Raw genomic sequence first — 15,534 nt, 5'->3', positions numbered from 1 at the left:
GACGTGGGCGACAGGGCGGCGGCCCGCGCGGCGCATCCGGGGCCCGCGGGGCGGGTGTGAGCACACCGGCGGGCCCGCCCGACCCGCTACCGTGAACCGGATGAGCACCCAGCCGCAGCCCACGGACAGCGCCAGCGCGAGCGCCACCGCACCGCCGCGTGCGGCGGACCCGCCGCGGTCCCTCGCCGAGGCGCTGCGGTCGCGCTCGGACGGCGAGCTCGCCGGGCTGCTGCGGGCGCGCCCCGACCTGCTCGGACCGGTGCCGGGCGACCTCACCCAGCTCGCCACCCGCGCGGGCACCCGCGCCTCGGTGGTGCGCGCCCTGGAACGGCTCGACCGGTTCGCGCAGCAGGTCGCCGAGGTGCTCGCCGTGGCGCCCGACCCCGCCTCGTACGAGGAGGTCCGCGCCCTGCTCGCCGGGGACGACGGGGACGCCGCCGTCGAGGAGGCGCTGCCCCGCGCCCTCGCCACCCTGCACGAGCAGGCCCTGGTGTGGGGGCCCGACGACCGGCTGCGGCTGGTGCGCACCGCCCGCGAGCTCCTCGCCCCCGCCCCGCAGCACCCCTCGCCGACCGGCCTGGGGCCGACCGTCGCCGAGGCCACCGCGGGCATGTCGCCGACCCGGGTGCAGGACATCGTCGCGGCGGCGGGGCTGCCCACCACGCACGACCCGGTGTCCGCCGTGGCGTCGCTGACCGCGCTGTTCACGGACCGCGCCCGGATGTCGGCGCTGCTCGACGAGGCGCCCGCGGAGTCCGTGGAGGTGCTGTCCCGGCTGGTGTGGGGGCCGCCGTACGGGCAGGTCACCGCCGATCCGGCACGTCATCTGCGCTGGCTCCTGGACCGGGGCCTGCTGCTGCCTACCGCGCCCGGCACCGTCGTGCTGCCCCGCGAGGCCGCCCTGCACCTGCGCGCCGGGCGCGCGCACCGCACGCCCGAGCCGACGCCGCCGCCCGTGGTGGCCGCGCGCGAGCACCGTCCACAGGTTGTGGACGCCACCGCCGCCGGGCAGGCCTACACCGCGCTCGCCACCGTCGAGGAACTCCTGAAGGACTGGGACGAGGGCGGCCCCGCCGTGCTGCGCGCGGGCGGCCTGAGCGTGCGCGACCTGAAGCGGACCGCGGTCGCGCTCGACGCGGCCGAGCCGCTCGCCGCCTTCTGGGTCGAACTGGCCTACGCGGCGGGCCTGCTGGCCTCCGACGGCGAGGCCGACGAGCGGTACGCCGCGACCCCCGCCTACGACGACTGGCAGGAGCTGCCCGCGCCCCGGCGCTGGTCGGTGCTTGCCACCGCCTGGCTGGCCGCCACCCGCACCGCGGGCCTGGTCGGCGGCCGGGACGGCAAGGACCGCACGCTGTCCGCCCTCGGCCCACACCTGGACCGCTCCGCCGCCCCCGAGGTCCGCCACCGGGTCCTCGCCCTGCTGGCCGGGCTGCCCGAGGGCGCCGCGCCCGACCCGGACGCCCTGGGGGCCAGGCTCCGCTGGGAGCGGCCCCCGGCCGGCCGCGGCCGGCCCTCCAGAGAGGGCCCGGCCAACCCCGCCGACCCCGCCGAATCCGCCGCCCCGCAGGACCTGCGCGCCCGCATCGCCCGCTGGACCCTGGACGAGGCCGAGCTGCTCGGCATCACGGGGCGGGGCGCGCTGGCCACGCACGGGCGGGCGCTGCTGCCGCAGGACCCCGGCGCGGCGCAGCAGGAGAGCCCCGCCGAGCGGGAGGTGGGCGCCGCCCGTGCCGCCCGGCTCCTCGCGCCCCTGCTGCCCGAGCCCCTCGACCACGTGCTGCTGCAGGCCGACCTCACCGCCGTGGCCCCCGGCCCGCTGGAGCGGCCGCTCGGCGACGCGCTCGCCGTCCTCGCCGACATCGAGTCCAAGGGCGGCGCCACCGTCTACCGCTTCACGCCCGGTTCCGTGCGCCGCGCCCTCGACGCCGGGCAGTCCGCGTCGGACCTGCATGCCTTCCTCGCCGCGCACTCCCGTACGCCGGTCCCGCAGCCCCTCGCGTACCTGATCGACGACGTGGCGCGCCGCCACGGGCACCTGCGGATCGGCGCCGCCGCGGCGTACGTGCGCTGCGACGACGAGGCGCTGCTCAACGAGATCCTGGCGGACAAGCGCGCGCAGGGGCTGCGGCTGCGGCGCCTCGCGCCCACGGTGCTGGCCGCCCAGGCGGATCCGGGCACGCTCCTCGAGGGGCTGCGTGCGATGGGCTTCGCGCCGGCCGCGGAGAGCGCGGAGGGCGACGTCCTGATCACCCGCGCGCACGCCTACCGCACGCCGCCCCGCTCGGCGCCGGAGCCGGTGCCCGACGGGCCGCCGCTGCCCGGTCCGACGCTCGTCGACGCGGCGGTGCGGGCGATCCGGGCGGGCGATCTGGCGTCCACGGCGCCGCGCAAGGAGGCCCCGGCGACGGCGGACGGGCGGCTGCCGCGCACCACGGCCGCGGAGACGCTGGCGACCATGCAGGCGGCGGTGCTCACCGGCGAGGCGGTGTGGATCGGCTATGTGAACGCCGAGGGCACGGCGAGTCAGCGTGTCATCGCGCCGGTCCGTGTGGAGGGCGGGTTCGTGACGGCGTACGACCACACGGCGGACGAGGTCCGCACGTATCCGTTGCATCGCGTCACGGGGGTCGCGGAGCTGGCGGAGTAGCCCTCCCGGGCCGGGGCGGGTGGGGGTGGTCGTCCGGTGCGGGTCCGTCGTCGCCGGTCGCGCCGTTCCCCGCGCCCCTCAGACCTCGCCCCTGCGGGGCTCGACGCGCAGTTCCCCGCGCCCCTGAAAGCTCGCCCCTGCGGGGCTCGTCGCGCAGTTCCCCGCGCCCCCCCAAGCCTCGCCTGAGGGTTGTCTCTGAGGTGGGTCGTGGAGGTAAATGCATTGGCATCCGGCTCGTTTCGCGCTCTAGGATGCCCCCTTCCCGCCTCCCCCTGCGGAGCGCCGCCGTCCGGACGGAAACCGGGCGGTCTCCCGCCCTGAGTACCGCCGCTGAACCGCCGGAGGCACCCCGTGCACGCGCACGCCGTACCCGATCCCGCCGACCCGCTCGCCCGTGAGCGCGGCCACCTCGCCGCGTCCCGGTCCGCCCTGCGCGCCATGCGCGAGGACGCCGAGTCCCTCGACATCCGCGACGTCACCGCGAACTGGGTGAACGCCGCCGTCCTGGAGCGCCAGCTCGACGAGCGCATCAAGTCGCTCGCCGACCTCGCCCACACCCCGCTGTTCTTCGGCCGCCTCGACTACCTGCACGCGCCCGGCGCCGAGCGGGCGGAGGGCGCCGACGGCGAGCAGTTCTACATCGGCAGGCGGCACGTGCACGACGCCGACGGGGACCCGATGGTCATCGACTGGCGCGCGCCGGTCTCCCAGCCGTTCTACCGGGCCTCCAAGAAGGACCCGATGGACATCGCGCTGCGCCGCCGCTTCGGCTACACCGGCGGCGAGCTCACCGCGTACGAGGACGAGCACCTCAGCGACGCCACCGAGGACGAGCGCACCAGCAAGCTGCTCCAGCAGGAGATCGAGCGGCCGCGCGTGGGCCCGATGCGGGACATCGTCGCCACCATCCAGCCCGAGCAGGACGAGATCGTCCGCAGCGGGCTCGGCGGCAGCGTCTGCGTGCAGGGCGGCCCCGGCACCGGAAAGACCGCCGTCGGCCTGCACCGCGTGGCCTACCTGCTGTACGCGCACCGCGAGCGCCTGGCCCGCACCGGCACGCTCGTCATCGGACCGAACGCCTCCTTCCTGCACTACATCGAGCAAGTGCTGCCCGCGCTGGGCGAGTTGGAGGTCAAGCAGGCCACCGTCGGCGACCTCGTCGCCCATGTGGAGGTGCGCGGGGCGGACGAGGCGCCCGCCGCGCTGGTCAAGGGCGACGCCCGGATGGCACGGGTGCTGCGCAACGCGGTGCGCTCGCACGTGACGATGCCCACCGAGCCGGTCGTGGTCGTGCGCGGCTCCCGCAGGTGGCGGATTCCCGCGTACGAACTGGAGGAGATCGCCGCGGAGTTGCTCGCGCGGGACATCCGGTACGGGGCCGCGCGGGACGCGCTGCCGCAGCGCATCGCGCACGCGGTGCTGGTCCGCATGGAGGAGGCGGGCGAGGCGCCCGACGACCGCGTGCAGGACGCCGTCGCCCGCAACACCGCGGTGAAGGCGGCGGTGAAGGCCGTGTGGCCGCCCGTGGATCCCGCCAAGCTCGTGCTGCGGCTGCTCGGCGACGCCGACTTCCTGGCCGCGCACGCGGAGGGGATCCTCGACGAGGAGGAGCAGCGCACGATCCTGTGGGCGAAGCCCGCGCGGAGCGTGAAGAGCGCCCCGTGGTCGGCCGCGGACGCGGTGCTGGTCGACGAGGCGGCCGACCTGGTGTCCCGCACCCACTCGCTGGGCCATGTCGTCCTGGACGAGGCGCAGGACCTGTCCCCGATGCAGTACCGGGCGGTGGGGCGGCGCTGCACGACGGGTTCGGCGACCGTCCTCGGCGACCTGGCGCAGGGCACCACGCCCTGGGCGACGCGGAGTTGGGCCGAGGCGCTGGGCCACCTGGGCAAGGGCGACGCCGTGGTGGAGGAGCTGACGGCGGGTTTCCGTGTGCCGCGCGAGGTCATCGCGTACGCCTCCCGGCTGCTGCCGGACATCGCGCCGGGCCTCGCGGCGGTCGCCTCGGTGCGCGAGTCGCCCGGTTCGCTCGACGTGCGCCGGGTGGCGGACGCCGGGGAGCTGGACGCGGCCTGCCTCGCGGCGTGCGAGGAGTCGCTGCGGCAGGAGGGCTCCATCGGCCTGATCGCCGCCGACGCGCGCGTACCGGCGCTCGCCGGGGCGCTCGCGGCGGCCGGGATCACCTGTCTGTCCCCGGGCGAGGAGACGACGCCCGACACCCGGCTCACGCTGGTGCCCGCGTCCCTGGCCAAGGGCCTGGAGTACGACTACGTGGTGCTCGACGAGCCGGCCGCCGTCGTCGACGGCGAGCCCGACGAGCGGACGGGCCTGCGCCGCCTGTACGTGGCGCTGACCCGTGCCGTGTCGGGCCTGGTCGTCGTGCACAGCGCCGCGCTCCCGGATCAACTCGGCTGAGCCGCCCGGCCGGACCGCGGGGCACGGGGCGCGGGGCCCGGCCGCTAGGGGGCGTCTCTCCGATCTTCGTGGACAGGCCGCGGCGTCTGGTGCGGTGCATCGCCGTGCGGCCGGGCCGCCCTCGTACTGGTGGTACGAGGGCGGTCCGGCCGTGCGGCGAGGTGCCGTGCCAGGCGTCGCGGACCCGCGAAGATCGGAGAGACGCCCCCTAGCCCGTCGCCCCTGCGGCTGCCTCCTCACCATCGGCGCCCTGCGTGCCCTTCGTGTCCTGCGTGCCCTGCGTGTCCGGCGCGGTGTGCGCCGGTGTCCCGGTGAACGGCAGGTGGGTCACGACGAGGACGATCCCGGCGAGGGTGATGACGCGGGTGGCGGCGTCCAGGCCGTTCCACGCCTTGGACTGCCACATGGCGAACCACTCGCCGCCGACGCCGATGAAGCCGACGCCGAACAGGACGAGGATCATCAACAGGCCGATCGTGCCCGCCTGCCGGGCCAGGCGCACGAGGGCGGGGCGGCGCAGCGCGCGGGCCCACAGGACCGTCGCGGCGACGAGGATCAGCCCGGCCAGGGTCTCCCAGACGATGATCCCGACGTACGCCGCGTCCTGGACCGCGGTGGACTCCACCGCGCGCCACATCAGGTTGTCGTCCTTGAACGTGGTGTCCATCGACAGGACATGGCGTACGAACTGCTGGTTGGTGCCGAAGTCGGTGATGTTCCCGAACGCGACGAGTGTGATGTAGAACGCGACCGTCCCGGTGAGCAGGGTCGCGGCCACGGGCAGCGTGCCCGCTGCGAGCGTCCGCTCCGCGGGACGCGTGTGGTGTGCTGGTGTCGGCATGAAGTCCCCTCCGTGTCGATCCAGTTCTATCGCGTCCCGCGGAGAAACGATCAACCGTCGACGGCGGCCCGCCACTGGGCGACGGCCGCGGCGGACACCGGGGCCGACCAGCCGTCGGGGCGCGCGGCCCCGCCGATGTGGAAGGCGTCGACGCCGGCGGCCCGGAGGCCGGGCAGGTGGTCGAGGCGCAGGCCGCCGCCAATCAGGAGCTGCGGCTCGTAGCCCGGTTCGCCGCGGCGGGCCGCCTCGGCGAGCAGGGTCGGCAGGCCGTCGTCGACCCCGGCCGCGGAGCCCGCGGTGAGGTAGGTGTCGAGGCCGGGCAGGTCGGCGAGCTGTTTGCGCAGGGCGTCGCGGTCGGCGGCGCGGTCGATGGCGCGGTGGAAGGTCCAGCGGCAGCCGTCGAGCGCGTCGACCAGGGCCTCGACGGCGGGCAGGTCGGGGGCGCCCGACTCGTCGAGGAAGCCGAGCACGAACGCGTCGGCGCCCTCGTCGCGCAGCCCGCGGGCGTGGCGCACCAGGGCGTCGACGTCGCCCGCCGCGAACCCGTCGGCCAGCCTGAGCATCACGCGCAGCGAGATGTCGACGGAGGAGCGGATCGCGGCGAAGGTCTCGCGGGACGGGGTGAGGCCGTCCGCGGCCATGTCGGTCACCAGCTCGAGGCGGTCCGCTCCGCCTGCCTGGGCGGCGACGGCGTCCTCGGCGTCGAGGGCGATCACCTCCAGGACTGCACGCTTGCTCATGGATGTCTCTTCCTTCTGGTCGCGAGCCCAGTCACACAGGTCAGTCACACAGATCAGTCACGTGGGCCGGTCACGTCGGTCGGTCACACAGCCCAGTCACATAGGTCTAGTCCAATTGACAGCCTACGCGCAGAACGCCCCGGCGCGAGCCGAGTCGCTCGTACCGGGGCGGGGGAATCGATCGCGCGGGCGGCGCGGCCGCGGGGGGTCAGGGCAGCGGCTGGAAGCCCCGCAGGCGCAGGCTGTTGCCGACCACGAAGACCGAGGAGAAGGCCATCGCCGCACCCGCGATCATCGGGTTGAGCAGGCCCGCGGCGGCGAGCGGGAGCGCGCCGACGTTGTAGGCGAAGGCCCAGAACAGGTTCGTCCTGATGGTGGCGAGGGTGCGGCGGGAGAGCCGGATCGCGTCGGCCGCGGCCCGCAGGTCGCCCCGGACCAGGGTCAGGTCGCCGGCCTCGATCGCGGCGTCCGTGCCGGTGCCCATCGCCAGGCCCAGGTCGGCCCGCGCGAGCGCCGCCGCGTCGTTGACGCCGTCGCCGACCATGGCGACGCTGCGGCCCTCGGCCTGCAGCCGCTCGACCACGTCGACCTTGTCCTGCGGCATGACCTCGGCGATCACGTGCTCCGGGGCGATGCCGACCTCGGCCGCGACCGACTCCGCGACGGCCTTGTTGTCGCCGGTCAGCAGGATCGGGGTGAGGCCGAGCGCGCGCAGCCGCCGGACGGCCTCGGCGCTGGTGTCCTTGACGGCGTCGGCGACCTCCAGGACCGCGCGGGCCTCGCCGTCCCAGGCGACCGCGACCGCCGTGCGCCCGGCCGCCTCGGCCGCGGCCCTGGCGCGCTCCAGTGCGGCGGGCAGCCGGATCTCCCACTCGGCGAGCAGCCGCGGGCGCCCGACGAGCACCGCGTGGCCCTCGACGACGCCCTGCACGCCGAGCCCGGCGACGTTCGCGAAGTCCTCGGGGACGGGCAGTCCGCCGACCCGCCCGGCGGCGCCCGCGGCGACGGCGCGGGCGACGGGGTGCTCCGAGGAGTGCTCCAGGGCCCCGGCCAGACGCAGCACGTCGGCCTCCGCGGTGCCGTCGGCGGTGTGGGTGGCGAGCAGGGCCATCCGTCCGGTGGTGACGGTGCCGGTCTTGTCCAGGACGACGGTGTCGACGGTGCGGGTGGTCTCCAGGACCTCGGGGCCCTTGATGAGGATGCCGAGCTGCGCGCCGCGTCCGGTGCCGACCATCAGGGCGGTGGGCGTGGCCAGGCCGAGGGCGCACGGGCAGGCGATGATCAGGACGGCGACGGCCGCGGTGAAGGCGGCGGTCAGGCCCGCGCCGTTGCCGAGCCAGAAGCCGAGGGTGGCGAGCGCGAGGCCGATGACGACGGGCACGAACACGGCGGAGATCCGGTCGGCGAGGCGCTGGGCGGCGGCCTTGCCGTTCTGCGCGTCCGCCACGAGCCGGGCCATGCGGGCGAGCCGGGTGTCGGCGCCGACGCGGGTGGCCTCGACGACCAGGCGTCCGCCGACGTTGAGGGTGGCGCCGGTGACCGCGTCGCCCGCGCCGACCTCGACGGGCACGGACTCCCCGGTGAGCATGGACGCGTCCACGGCCGACGAGCCCTCGACGACCCGGCCGTCCGTGGCGATCTTCTCGCCGGGCCGCACGAGGAAGCGGTCGCCGACGGCCAGCCCGTCCACCGGGACGGTCTCCTCGCGCCCGCCGTCCCGCAGCACGGTGACGTCCCTGGCGCCGAGCCGGAGCAGCGCCCGCAGCGCGGCGCCCGCCTTCCGCTTCGAGCGGGCCTCGAAGTACCGCCCGGCGAGGATGAAGGCGGTGACGCCGGCGGCGGCCTCCAGGTAGATGTTCCCGGCGCCGTCGCTCCTGGCGATGGTCAGCTCGAAGGGGTGCGTCATGCCGGGCGTGCCCGCGGTGCCGAGGAAGAGCGCCCACAGGGACCAGAGGAACGCCGCCGACGTGCCGACCGAGATCAGCGTGTCCATGGTGGCGGCGCCGTGCCGGGCATTGGTGAGGGCGGCCTTGTGGAAGGGCCAGGCGGCGTACGTGACGACGGGCGCGGCGAGGGTGAGCGAGAGCCACTGCCAGTACGTGAACTGCAGGGCGGGGACCATCGCCATGGCGATGACGGGCACCGACAGCAGTACCGCGGTGACCAGCCGCGCGCGCAGCGGACGCAGTTCGTCCGCGTCGTCCGGCTCCGTCCCGTCCGCGGCCGCGTCCCGTACGGGAGCGGGCTCCCGGGCGGTGTATCCGGTGGCCTCGACGGTGGCGATCAGGTCGCCCACGGAGACGTCGGCGCCGCGGTAGGTGACCTTGGCCTTCTCGGTGGCGTAGTTGACGGTCGCCTCGACGCCGTCCATGCGGTTGAGCTTCTTCTCGATCCGGGCGGCGCAGGAGGCGCAGGTCATGCCGCCGATGGCGAGTTCGACCTCGGCGGCGGGCGCCGCGTCCTGCGCGCCGGGGGTGGGGGTCAGCGCGGCCATGGGGGCTCCTGTACGGGTCGACGGCACGGATACCCGGGGCGGGTATCCGCTTGCGAGATCCATGTATACCCCTGGGGGGTACCCGACGCAAGAGCGGCCCCGGCTTGACTTGATACCCCCAGGGGGTATCTTCAGAGGTGCGGACATCGCGGCCGACCGGCCATCGACCGCGGACCGCGGATCGCGGACCGTCCAGAGGGACCAGGGACCAGAGGGACCAGAGGGAGCCGTCATGAACACCGGACTGAAGATCACCGCCTTCGCCGCGGCCGTCGCCGCGACCTTCGGCGGCGCGTACGGCGTGGGCAGGGGCATCGACCCCGTCACGGCCGAGGCGCCGGCGGCCGGGCACGCGGAGCACGACGGCGGCCGGGAGAAGAAGCACCCGGAGAGCGTCGGGAACGACGGGGACGGGCACGCGGGGCACGGCGCGAGCGAGCCGGGCGGCCTGAAGATCTCCGACCGCGGCTACACGCTGGACCTGCGGAGCACCCGCGTCGACGCGGACAAGGAGCAGCGGCTGCGCTTCGCCGTCGTCGAGGACGCCACGGGCCGCAACGTCACCGCGTACGAGAAGGAGCACGACAAGGAACTGCACCTCATCGTCGCCTCACGCGATCTGACCACCTACCGCCACCTGCACCCGGTCCGCGCGGCGGACGGCACCTGGTCGGCCCCGGTGCGGCTGCCCGAGGCGGGCGGCTACCGCGTCTTCGCCGACTTCAGGCCGTCGGGCGCGCAGGAGGCACTGACGCTGGGCGCGGACCTCGGGGTGGCGGGCCCGTACGCCCCGAAGGACCTGCCCGGGCACCGCGCGACCGCGAAGGTCGACGGCTACGACGTCACGCTGAAGGGCGCGTTGAGGACGGGCGCGGGCGGCGACCTGACCCTGGACGTGGCGAGGAACGGCAGGCCGGTGACGGACCTGCAGCCCTATCTCGGCGCGTACGGCCACCTGGTGGCGCTGCGCGCGGGCGACCTCGCCTACCTCCACGTCCACCCGAACGGCACGCCCGGCGACGGCAGGACGAAGGCGGGCCCGGGCATCTCGTTCGCGGCGGCGGCGCCGAGCGCGGGCACGTACCGCCTGTTCCTGGACTTCAAGCACCGGGGGGAGGTCCGCACGGCGGAGTTCACCGTGCACGCGGACGGCGAGGGGCACGGCGGCCCCGACCCCGAGGAGAGGACCACCCCCCACGGGCACTGACGGCCGGGCCACCATCCCCCTGTGCGGGCCCGTGCGGGTGCGGGCTATGCGGGCGCGACGGCGGCCAGTTCGTCGACGGAGCCCGACATCACGGTCCTGATGTGCCGGGTCAGATGCGCCGCGGGCCAGTCCCACCAGGCGAGTTCGAGCAGCCGCTCGATGTCGGCGGCCGGGAACCGGTGCCGGATGAGCCGGGCCGGATTGCCGCCGACGATGCCGTAGTCGGGGACGTCGTCGACGACCACGGCACCCGAGGCGATGATCGCGCCGTGCCCGATCCGGACCCCGGGCATGACGGTCGAGCGGTAGCCGAACCAGACGTCGTTGCCGACGACGGTGTCACCGCGCCCCGGCAGCCCGGAGATCAGGTCGAAGTGGTCGCTCCACGAGCCGCCCATGATGGGGAAGGGGAACGTCGAGGGCCCGTCCATCCGGTGGTTGGCGCCGTTCATGATGAACCGCACGCCCTCCCCCAGCGCACAGTACTTCCCGATGACCAGCCGCTCGGGCCCGTAGTGGTACAGCACGTTCTTCGTCTCGAACGCGGTCGGGTCGTCGGGATCGTCGTAGTACGAGAAGTCCCCGACCTCGATCAGCGGCGAGGTCACGAGCGGCTTGAGCAGCACCACCCGCTCCTGGCCGGGCATCGGGTGCACCACGTTCGGATCGGCGGGTACGGCGGCACCGGTGGACATCGGGCAGCGGCTCCTCAGCGGGACGGCGGGACGGACCCCCTCATGATCCAGGTCAGCCGAAGAGGTTCAACTCCTTTTCCGCGGCGCCCGCGAGTTCGTACCGGGTGCCGGTCAGCGGCCGTCCCGTGCAGAGCCGGATCAGCGTCGGCGCGTCCCCGATGTAGCGGGCCGGGGACCGCTGCCCGTCGGGCCGCCCCAGGGAGAGCGGCTCGTCCCGGCCGTCGACGTCGGCGTGCAGCGGCGGCAGCGTGGCGACCCGGCCCGACCTGCTGACCTGTTCGAGCAGGGTCAGCACGTCGGCGAGCCCGTCCCCGCCGTACGCCCCCGGCTTCCCCCACGCCTCCCGTACGTCCCCGGCGTGCACCCACTCGCCCAGCGCGACGCCGTCCAGGCGCCCCCCGGCCGCGGCGAGGACGGGCCCGGCCTCGGTCATGCCGCGCTCCAGCTCGTCCACGACCCGGGAGTCCGGCCAGTCGGCGCGCTCGGCGATGTCGCGGTCGTTGCACTCGGGCGAGAACACGCCCTCCTCGAAACGGCTCTCGACGACCCGCATCAGCGCGGAGCCGCAGTGCGCGAGCACATGGCGCACGGTCCAGCCGGGACAACAGGTGCGGACCGCGAACGCCTCGGCGGGCGCGGCCCTCAACAGCGGTACGAGAGCGTCGCGTTCGGCGGCCAGGATGCGGCCCGCACGCTCGGGCTCGTACGTCTCGTCGATACTCGTCATGACCACAGCCAAACAGTCCAAGCCGTCGGACGGCAACGCCCTGCATACCCCCCTCGGGTACCTGGTGACTAGGATCACCCCATGGCCGACGACAAGGACCTCCACGCCCGCTGGGCCGTCACCCTGCTCCGCGCGAGCCGGGACGCCCCCGACCCCGCGCCCTACGCGGACCAGCTCCTGGCCCGCTGGTCCGAACCGCAGCGCCGCTACCACACCGCCGATCATCTGGCGGCGGTCCTGGCGCACCTCGACGCCCTGGAGGAGCACGCCGAGGACCCGGAACTCGTGCGCCTGGCCGCGTGGTTCCACGACGCGGTGTACGCGCCCGACCGCTCCGAGAACGAGGAGCGCTCGGCCCGCCTGGCCGAGCGCGCGCTCCCCGAGGCGGGGCTCACCGGGGAGCAGACCGCCGAGGTCGCCCGCCTGGTGCGGCTGACCGTCACGCACGACCCCGCCGAGGGCGACCGCAACGGCGAGGCGCTGTGCGACGCCGACCTGGCGATCCTGGCGGCGGCCCCGGACGCGTACGCCGCCTACGCGGCCGCGGTCCGCGAGGAGTACGGCTTCGTGCCGGACGAGACCTTCCGCACCGGGCGGGCCGACGTGCTGCGCCAACTCGTCGCGCTGCCCCGCCTGTTCAGGACCCCGTACGGGACGACTCACTGGGAGGCGCCCGCGCGGGAGAACCTGGCGACGGAACTGGCGCTCCTGGCACCGTGACCCCGTGCCGGAAAAACCGGGGGCCGGGTGACGCCGGCCGCCGTACGCTCAGCGCATGTTTGCCATGGGCGGGGACCGGATCGAAGAGGCTGTCGAGCATGCGGCGAAGGTGCTGCGGGGAGTGGCCGGGCAGGACTGGAGCGTGCCCGCGGGCGGGCTCGACTGGAGCTGTCTGAAGACGGCGGAGCACATCGTGGGCGACTTCGTCGCGTACGCGTGCCAGCTGACGAGCCGGGCGGCCGACGCCTACGTGCCCTTCGGGGCGGTGCTCGACGAGGGCACGGGCCCCGAGGGGGCGATCGACGCCGTCGAGGCGACCGGCCGCCTGCTCGCGGCGGCCGTCCGCACGACGCCGCGCGGGGTGCGCGCCTTCCACCCCTACCCCGCCGGGAGCGCGGACGCGGCGGGCTTCGCGGCGATGGGGATCGCGGAGGTCCTCCTCCACACCTACGACATCGCGTGCGTGCTCGGCGTCGACGCGGAGCCGCCCGCGGAGCTGTGCGAGGACCTCCTCGCGCACCTCTTCGCCCACGTGCCGCCGGCCCCCGCGGGGAGCACGCCGTGGGCGACGCTGCTGTGGGCCACCGGCCGGGGCACCCTGCCGGGGCGCGCCCGGCTCGCCCGCTGGCGCTGGCACAACACGTACGCGCTGCCCGCCGGGCCCGTCGCCCTGCGCGAGGTGACGCCCGCGGCCGCCGCGGATCTCGCCATGGGCGGCACGGGCGGGCTGACCTGGCTGGACGGCGCGCCCTTCGAGGGGACGCGGCGGGCCGCGGAGATGGTGACGAAGGCGTACGCGGCGGGGGTGCACCGGCCCGAGTGGGGGATGTTCGCCCTGGTCCGCACCGACGACGAGCTGGCCGTCGGCGGCATGGGCTTCCACGGGCCGCCGGACGAGGAGGGCTGCGCGGAGGTCGGCTACGACCTGGTGCCCGGGGCGCGGGGCCGGGGGTACGCCACGCAGGCGTTGCGCGCGCTCTCCGCGTGGGCCCTCACGCGCCCCGAGCTGACGTCGCTCCTGGCGGTCGTCGAACCGGACAACACGGCGTCCCAGGCGGTGGCGCAGGCGGCGGGCTACATCCGCCAGGCGGACCGCACGCCGAACCACGCGTACGCCCTGCACCGCCCCTGACGCCCCTGACGCGCCTGACGCGCCTGACGCGCCTGACGCCCCTGACGCCCCTGACGCCCCTGACGCCCCGCGCTGCGTGGCCCTCCAGGCCCAGGGGCCAAGGCCCAGGGTCAGGGTCAGGGTCAGCGGCCAAGGCCCAAGGCCCAAGGCCCAAGGCCCAGGGGCCAGGGAATGTCAGGGGTCACCCATACGTTCACCCCTGTTATGCCCACCCCCGCCCCCACGCCCCGCACCCCCGCCCGGATGCCCGCGCGGATGCCCATAGCGGTCTACATGCTCGGCCTCGCCGTCTTCGCCCTCGGCACCAGCGAGTTCATGCTCTCCGGGCTCCTGCCGCCCATCGCCGACGACATGGACGTCTCCATCCCCCGCGCCGGCCTCCTCATCTCCGCCTTCGCCATCGGCATGGTCATCGGCGCGCCCCTGCTCGCCGTGGCGACGCTCCGCCTCCCCCGCCGTACGACCCTCATCACCCTCATCACGGTCTTCGGCCTCGGCCAGGTCGCGGGCGCGCTCGCCCCGACCTACGAGATCCTCTTCGCGTCCCGCGTGGTCAGCGCCCTGGCCTGCGCCGGCTTCTGGGCGGTCGGCGCCGCCGTCGCCATCGCGACGGTCGAGTTCAACCAGCGGGCCCGCGCCATGGCCGTGATGATCGGCGGCCTGTCGATCGCGAACGTCCTGGGCGTCCCGGCGGGCGCCTTCCTGGGCGAACACTTCGGCTGGCGCTCCGCGTTCTGGGCGGTCGGCGCCGCCTCCGCGATCGCGCTCGTCGGCGTCCTGACGCTGATCCCGCGGATCCCGCTGCCCGCGGAGAAGCCGCAGCTGAAGAAGGAACTGTCGATCTACGCGGACCGCCAGGTGTGGCTGTCGATCGCGATCACCGCGCTCGCCGCGGGCGGCGTCTTCTGCGCGTTCTCGTACCTCTCCCCGCTCCTCACCGACGTCGCGGGCCTCTCCGAGGGCTGGGTCCCGTCGATCCTCGGCCTGTTCGGCGTCGGCGCCCTGGTCGGCACGACGATCGGCGGGCGCGTGGCCGACGCGCACCTCTTCGGCGTCCTGCTGAGCGGCATCGCCGCGTCCACGGTGTTCCTGGTCTCGCTGGCCCTGTTCGCCGCCACCCCGGCCGCGGCGATCACGCTGAGCTTCCTGATCGGCGTCTCCGCGTTCTACACGGCCCCGGCGCTCAACGCCCGCATGTTCAACGTGGCGGGCGCCGCCCCCACGCTCGCGGGCGCGACCACGACGGCCGCGTTCAACCTCGGCAACACGGGCGGCCCGTGGCTCGGCGGCGCGGTGATCGACCTGAAGCTCGGCTACGGGGCGACGGCGTGGGCGGGCGCGTCGATGACGGCCCTCGCGATCGCGGCGACGGCGATCTCGCTGCGCCTGCACCGGGCGCGCACGGCGTCGGGCCGCGTGGTCGCCGCTTCCGGGGCGATGCCCGCGGACACGCCGCCGGAGATCTCACCGGAACCTGCCGGGACCAACACCAAAGGCCCCTCCTGGAACTAGAGTTGGAGCAGGTGGACGTCGGAGGGGGCGGGATGACCGAGAACGGCGCGGATCGGCTCGGGGCGGGCGTCGAGGGGCAGTCCCTGGCCTTCTGGGTGGAAGCCACCGACGAGGACTACGGAACGGGCCCGGGCGGCGACTCCAAGAGCCTCTTCAACCGGGACGGCGAGGCCGTGCTGCGCTCGGTCCCGCTGGGCCCGCTCCGCAAGAACCTCGCGGAGACGGTCGACGCGCTGCAGCAGGTCTTCAAGGAGGTCGCGGACCGTGACGACACGCTGGCCTTCGCCGAGGCGCAGCTGTCGTTCCAGGTGACGGCGAGCGGCTCGATCCAGCTCATCGGCACCGGCCAGGTGCAGGGGACGAGGGGCCTGACCCTGACGTTCAAGCGCCCGACCACCTGA

Annotated in this window: 12 protein-coding genes; 7 read left to right on the top strand and 5 right to left on the bottom strand. The window is 75.1% G+C overall.

The annotated features are described in order from the left end of the window. Positions 1-100 precede the first annotated feature (100 nt). Together ACFYXE_RS22495 and ACFYXE_RS22490 are read left to right on the top strand one after the other, a co-directional pair. Positions 101-2,650 (top strand): helicase-associated domain-containing protein, encoded by a 2,550-nt coding sequence (locus tag ACFYXE_RS22495; RefSeq protein ID WP_389314953.1) that lies wholly within the window; start codon positions 101-103, stop codon positions 2,648-2,650. Positions 2,651-3,001: 351 nt separating this feature from the next. Next, positions 3,002-5,065, top strand: a complete 2,064-nt coding sequence (locus tag ACFYXE_RS22490) for a HelD family protein (RefSeq protein ID WP_389314951.1) — start codon at positions 3,002-3,004, stop codon at positions 5,063-5,065. A gap of 208 nt (positions 5,066-5,273) precedes the next feature. Here the strand turns inward: ACFYXE_RS22490 and ACFYXE_RS22485 are convergent, their stop codons facing one another. The 3 genes from ACFYXE_RS22485 to ACFYXE_RS22475 all read right to left on the bottom strand — a co-directional run bounded on the left by ACFYXE_RS22485 (position 5,274) and on the right by ACFYXE_RS22475 (position 9,140). Next, positions 5,274-5,906 (bottom strand): DUF2165 domain-containing protein, encoded by a 633-nt coding sequence (locus ACFYXE_RS22485; RefSeq protein WP_389314949.1) that lies wholly within the window; start codon positions 5,904-5,906, stop codon positions 5,274-5,276. Between the two features lie 50 nt (positions 5,907-5,956). Next, positions 5,957-6,646: a copper homeostasis protein CutC gene (locus ACFYXE_RS22480; protein WP_389314947.1), complete on the bottom strand. Its 690-nt coding sequence runs from the start codon at positions 6,644-6,646 to the stop codon at positions 5,957-5,959. A gap of 208 nt (positions 6,647-6,854) precedes the next feature. Further along, on the bottom strand, positions 6,855-9,140 hold the full coding sequence (locus ACFYXE_RS22475) for a heavy metal translocating P-type ATPase (protein WP_389314945.1): 2,286 nt from the start codon (positions 9,138-9,140) through the stop codon (positions 6,855-6,857). Positions 9,141-9,372: 232 nt separating this feature from the next. On the opposite strand from ACFYXE_RS22475, the gene ACFYXE_RS22470 reads away from it, so the two are divergent. Beyond that, positions 9,373-10,347 (top strand): hypothetical protein, encoded by a 975-nt coding sequence (locus ACFYXE_RS22470; RefSeq protein WP_389314943.1) that lies wholly within the window; start codon positions 9,373-9,375, stop codon positions 10,345-10,347. A gap of 44 nt (positions 10,348-10,391) precedes the next feature. On the opposite strand, the gene ACFYXE_RS22465 is transcribed toward ACFYXE_RS22470, so the two are convergent. Together ACFYXE_RS22465 and ACFYXE_RS22460 are read right to left on the bottom strand one after the other, a co-directional pair. Further along, the gene (locus ACFYXE_RS22465) at positions 10,392-11,042 is read right to left on the bottom strand and encodes a CatB-related O-acetyltransferase (protein ID WP_389314941.1); all 651 of its coding nucleotides are present in this window, start codon (positions 11,040-11,042) and stop codon (positions 10,392-10,394) included. 52 nt (positions 11,043-11,094) lie between these two features. Next, positions 11,095-11,769, bottom strand: coding sequence for a maleylpyruvate isomerase family mycothiol-dependent enzyme (locus ACFYXE_RS22460; RefSeq protein WP_361173339.1), 675 nt, complete (start codon positions 11,767-11,769; stop codon positions 11,095-11,097). Positions 11,770-11,850: 81 nt separating this feature from the next. Here ACFYXE_RS22460 and ACFYXE_RS22455 point away from each other — a divergent pair, with 81 nt between their 5' ends. From ACFYXE_RS22455 to ACFYXE_RS22440, 4 genes are all read left to right on the top strand, one after another. Then, a complete protein-coding gene (locus ACFYXE_RS22455; RefSeq protein ID WP_361173342.1) occupies positions 11,851-12,489 on the top strand; it encodes a hypothetical protein in 639 nt (212 codons plus the stop codon). 55 nt (positions 12,490-12,544) lie between these two features. After that, positions 12,545-13,621, top strand: a complete 1,077-nt coding sequence (locus ACFYXE_RS22450; protein ID WP_389314939.1) for a GNAT family N-acetyltransferase — start codon at positions 12,545-12,547, stop codon at positions 13,619-13,621. A gap of 255 nt (positions 13,622-13,876) precedes the next feature. Next, complete coding sequence (locus ACFYXE_RS22445; RefSeq protein ID WP_389315530.1) at positions 13,877-15,133, top strand: Cmx/CmrA family chloramphenicol efflux MFS transporter; 1,257 nt, start codon at positions 13,877-13,879, stop codon at positions 15,131-15,133. A 32-nt stretch (positions 15,134-15,165) separates the two neighbouring features. Next, positions 15,166-15,534 carry a hypothetical protein gene (locus ACFYXE_RS22440; RefSeq protein WP_389314937.1) on the top strand — a complete coding sequence of 123 codons (369 nt, stop codon included), beginning with the start codon at positions 15,166-15,168 and terminating at the stop codon, positions 15,532-15,534.

Origin of the sequence: Streptomyces sp. NPDC002564, assembly GCF_042889645.1 — a bacterium.
GTDB lineage: Bacteria > Actinomycetota > Actinomycetes > Streptomycetales > Streptomycetaceae > Streptomyces.
This window is presented reverse-complemented; position numbering and strand designations above follow the sequence as displayed.

Coding starts and splice junctions, on each gene's coding strand:
- ACFYXE_RS22475 (WP_389314945.1), bottom strand. CDS start 9,140: ATGGCCGCGCTGACCCCCACCCCCGGCGCGCAGGACGCGGCGCCCGCC.
- ACFYXE_RS22460 (WP_361173339.1), bottom strand. CDS start 11,769: ATGACGAGTATCGACGAGACGTACGAGCCCGAGCGTGCGGGCCGCATC.
- ACFYXE_RS22480 (WP_389314947.1), bottom strand. CDS start 6,646: ATGAGCAAGCGTGCAGTCCTGGAGGTGATCGCCCTCGACGCCGAGGAC.
- ACFYXE_RS22470 (WP_389314943.1), top strand. CDS start 9,373: ATGAACACCGGACTGAAGATCACCGCCTTCGCCGCGGCCGTCGCCGCG.
- ACFYXE_RS22445 (WP_389315530.1), top strand. CDS start 13,877: ATGCCCATAGCGGTCTACATGCTCGGCCTCGCCGTCTTCGCCCTCGGC.
- ACFYXE_RS22455 (WP_361173342.1), top strand. CDS start 11,851: ATGGCCGACGACAAGGACCTCCACGCCCGCTGGGCCGTCACCCTGCTC.
- ACFYXE_RS22450 (WP_389314939.1), top strand. CDS start 12,545: ATGTTTGCCATGGGCGGGGACCGGATCGAAGAGGCTGTCGAGCATGCG.
- ACFYXE_RS22495 (WP_389314953.1), top strand. CDS start 101: ATGAGCACCCAGCCGCAGCCCACGGACAGCGCCAGCGCGAGCGCCACC.
- ACFYXE_RS22440 (WP_389314937.1), top strand. CDS start 15,166: ATGACCGAGAACGGCGCGGATCGGCTCGGGGCGGGCGTCGAGGGGCAG.
- ACFYXE_RS22465 (WP_389314941.1), bottom strand. CDS start 11,042: ATGTCCACCGGTGCCGCCGTACCCGCCGATCCGAACGTGGTGCACCCG.
- ACFYXE_RS22485 (WP_389314949.1), bottom strand. CDS start 5,906: ATGCCGACACCAGCACACCACACGCGTCCCGCGGAGCGGACGCTCGCA.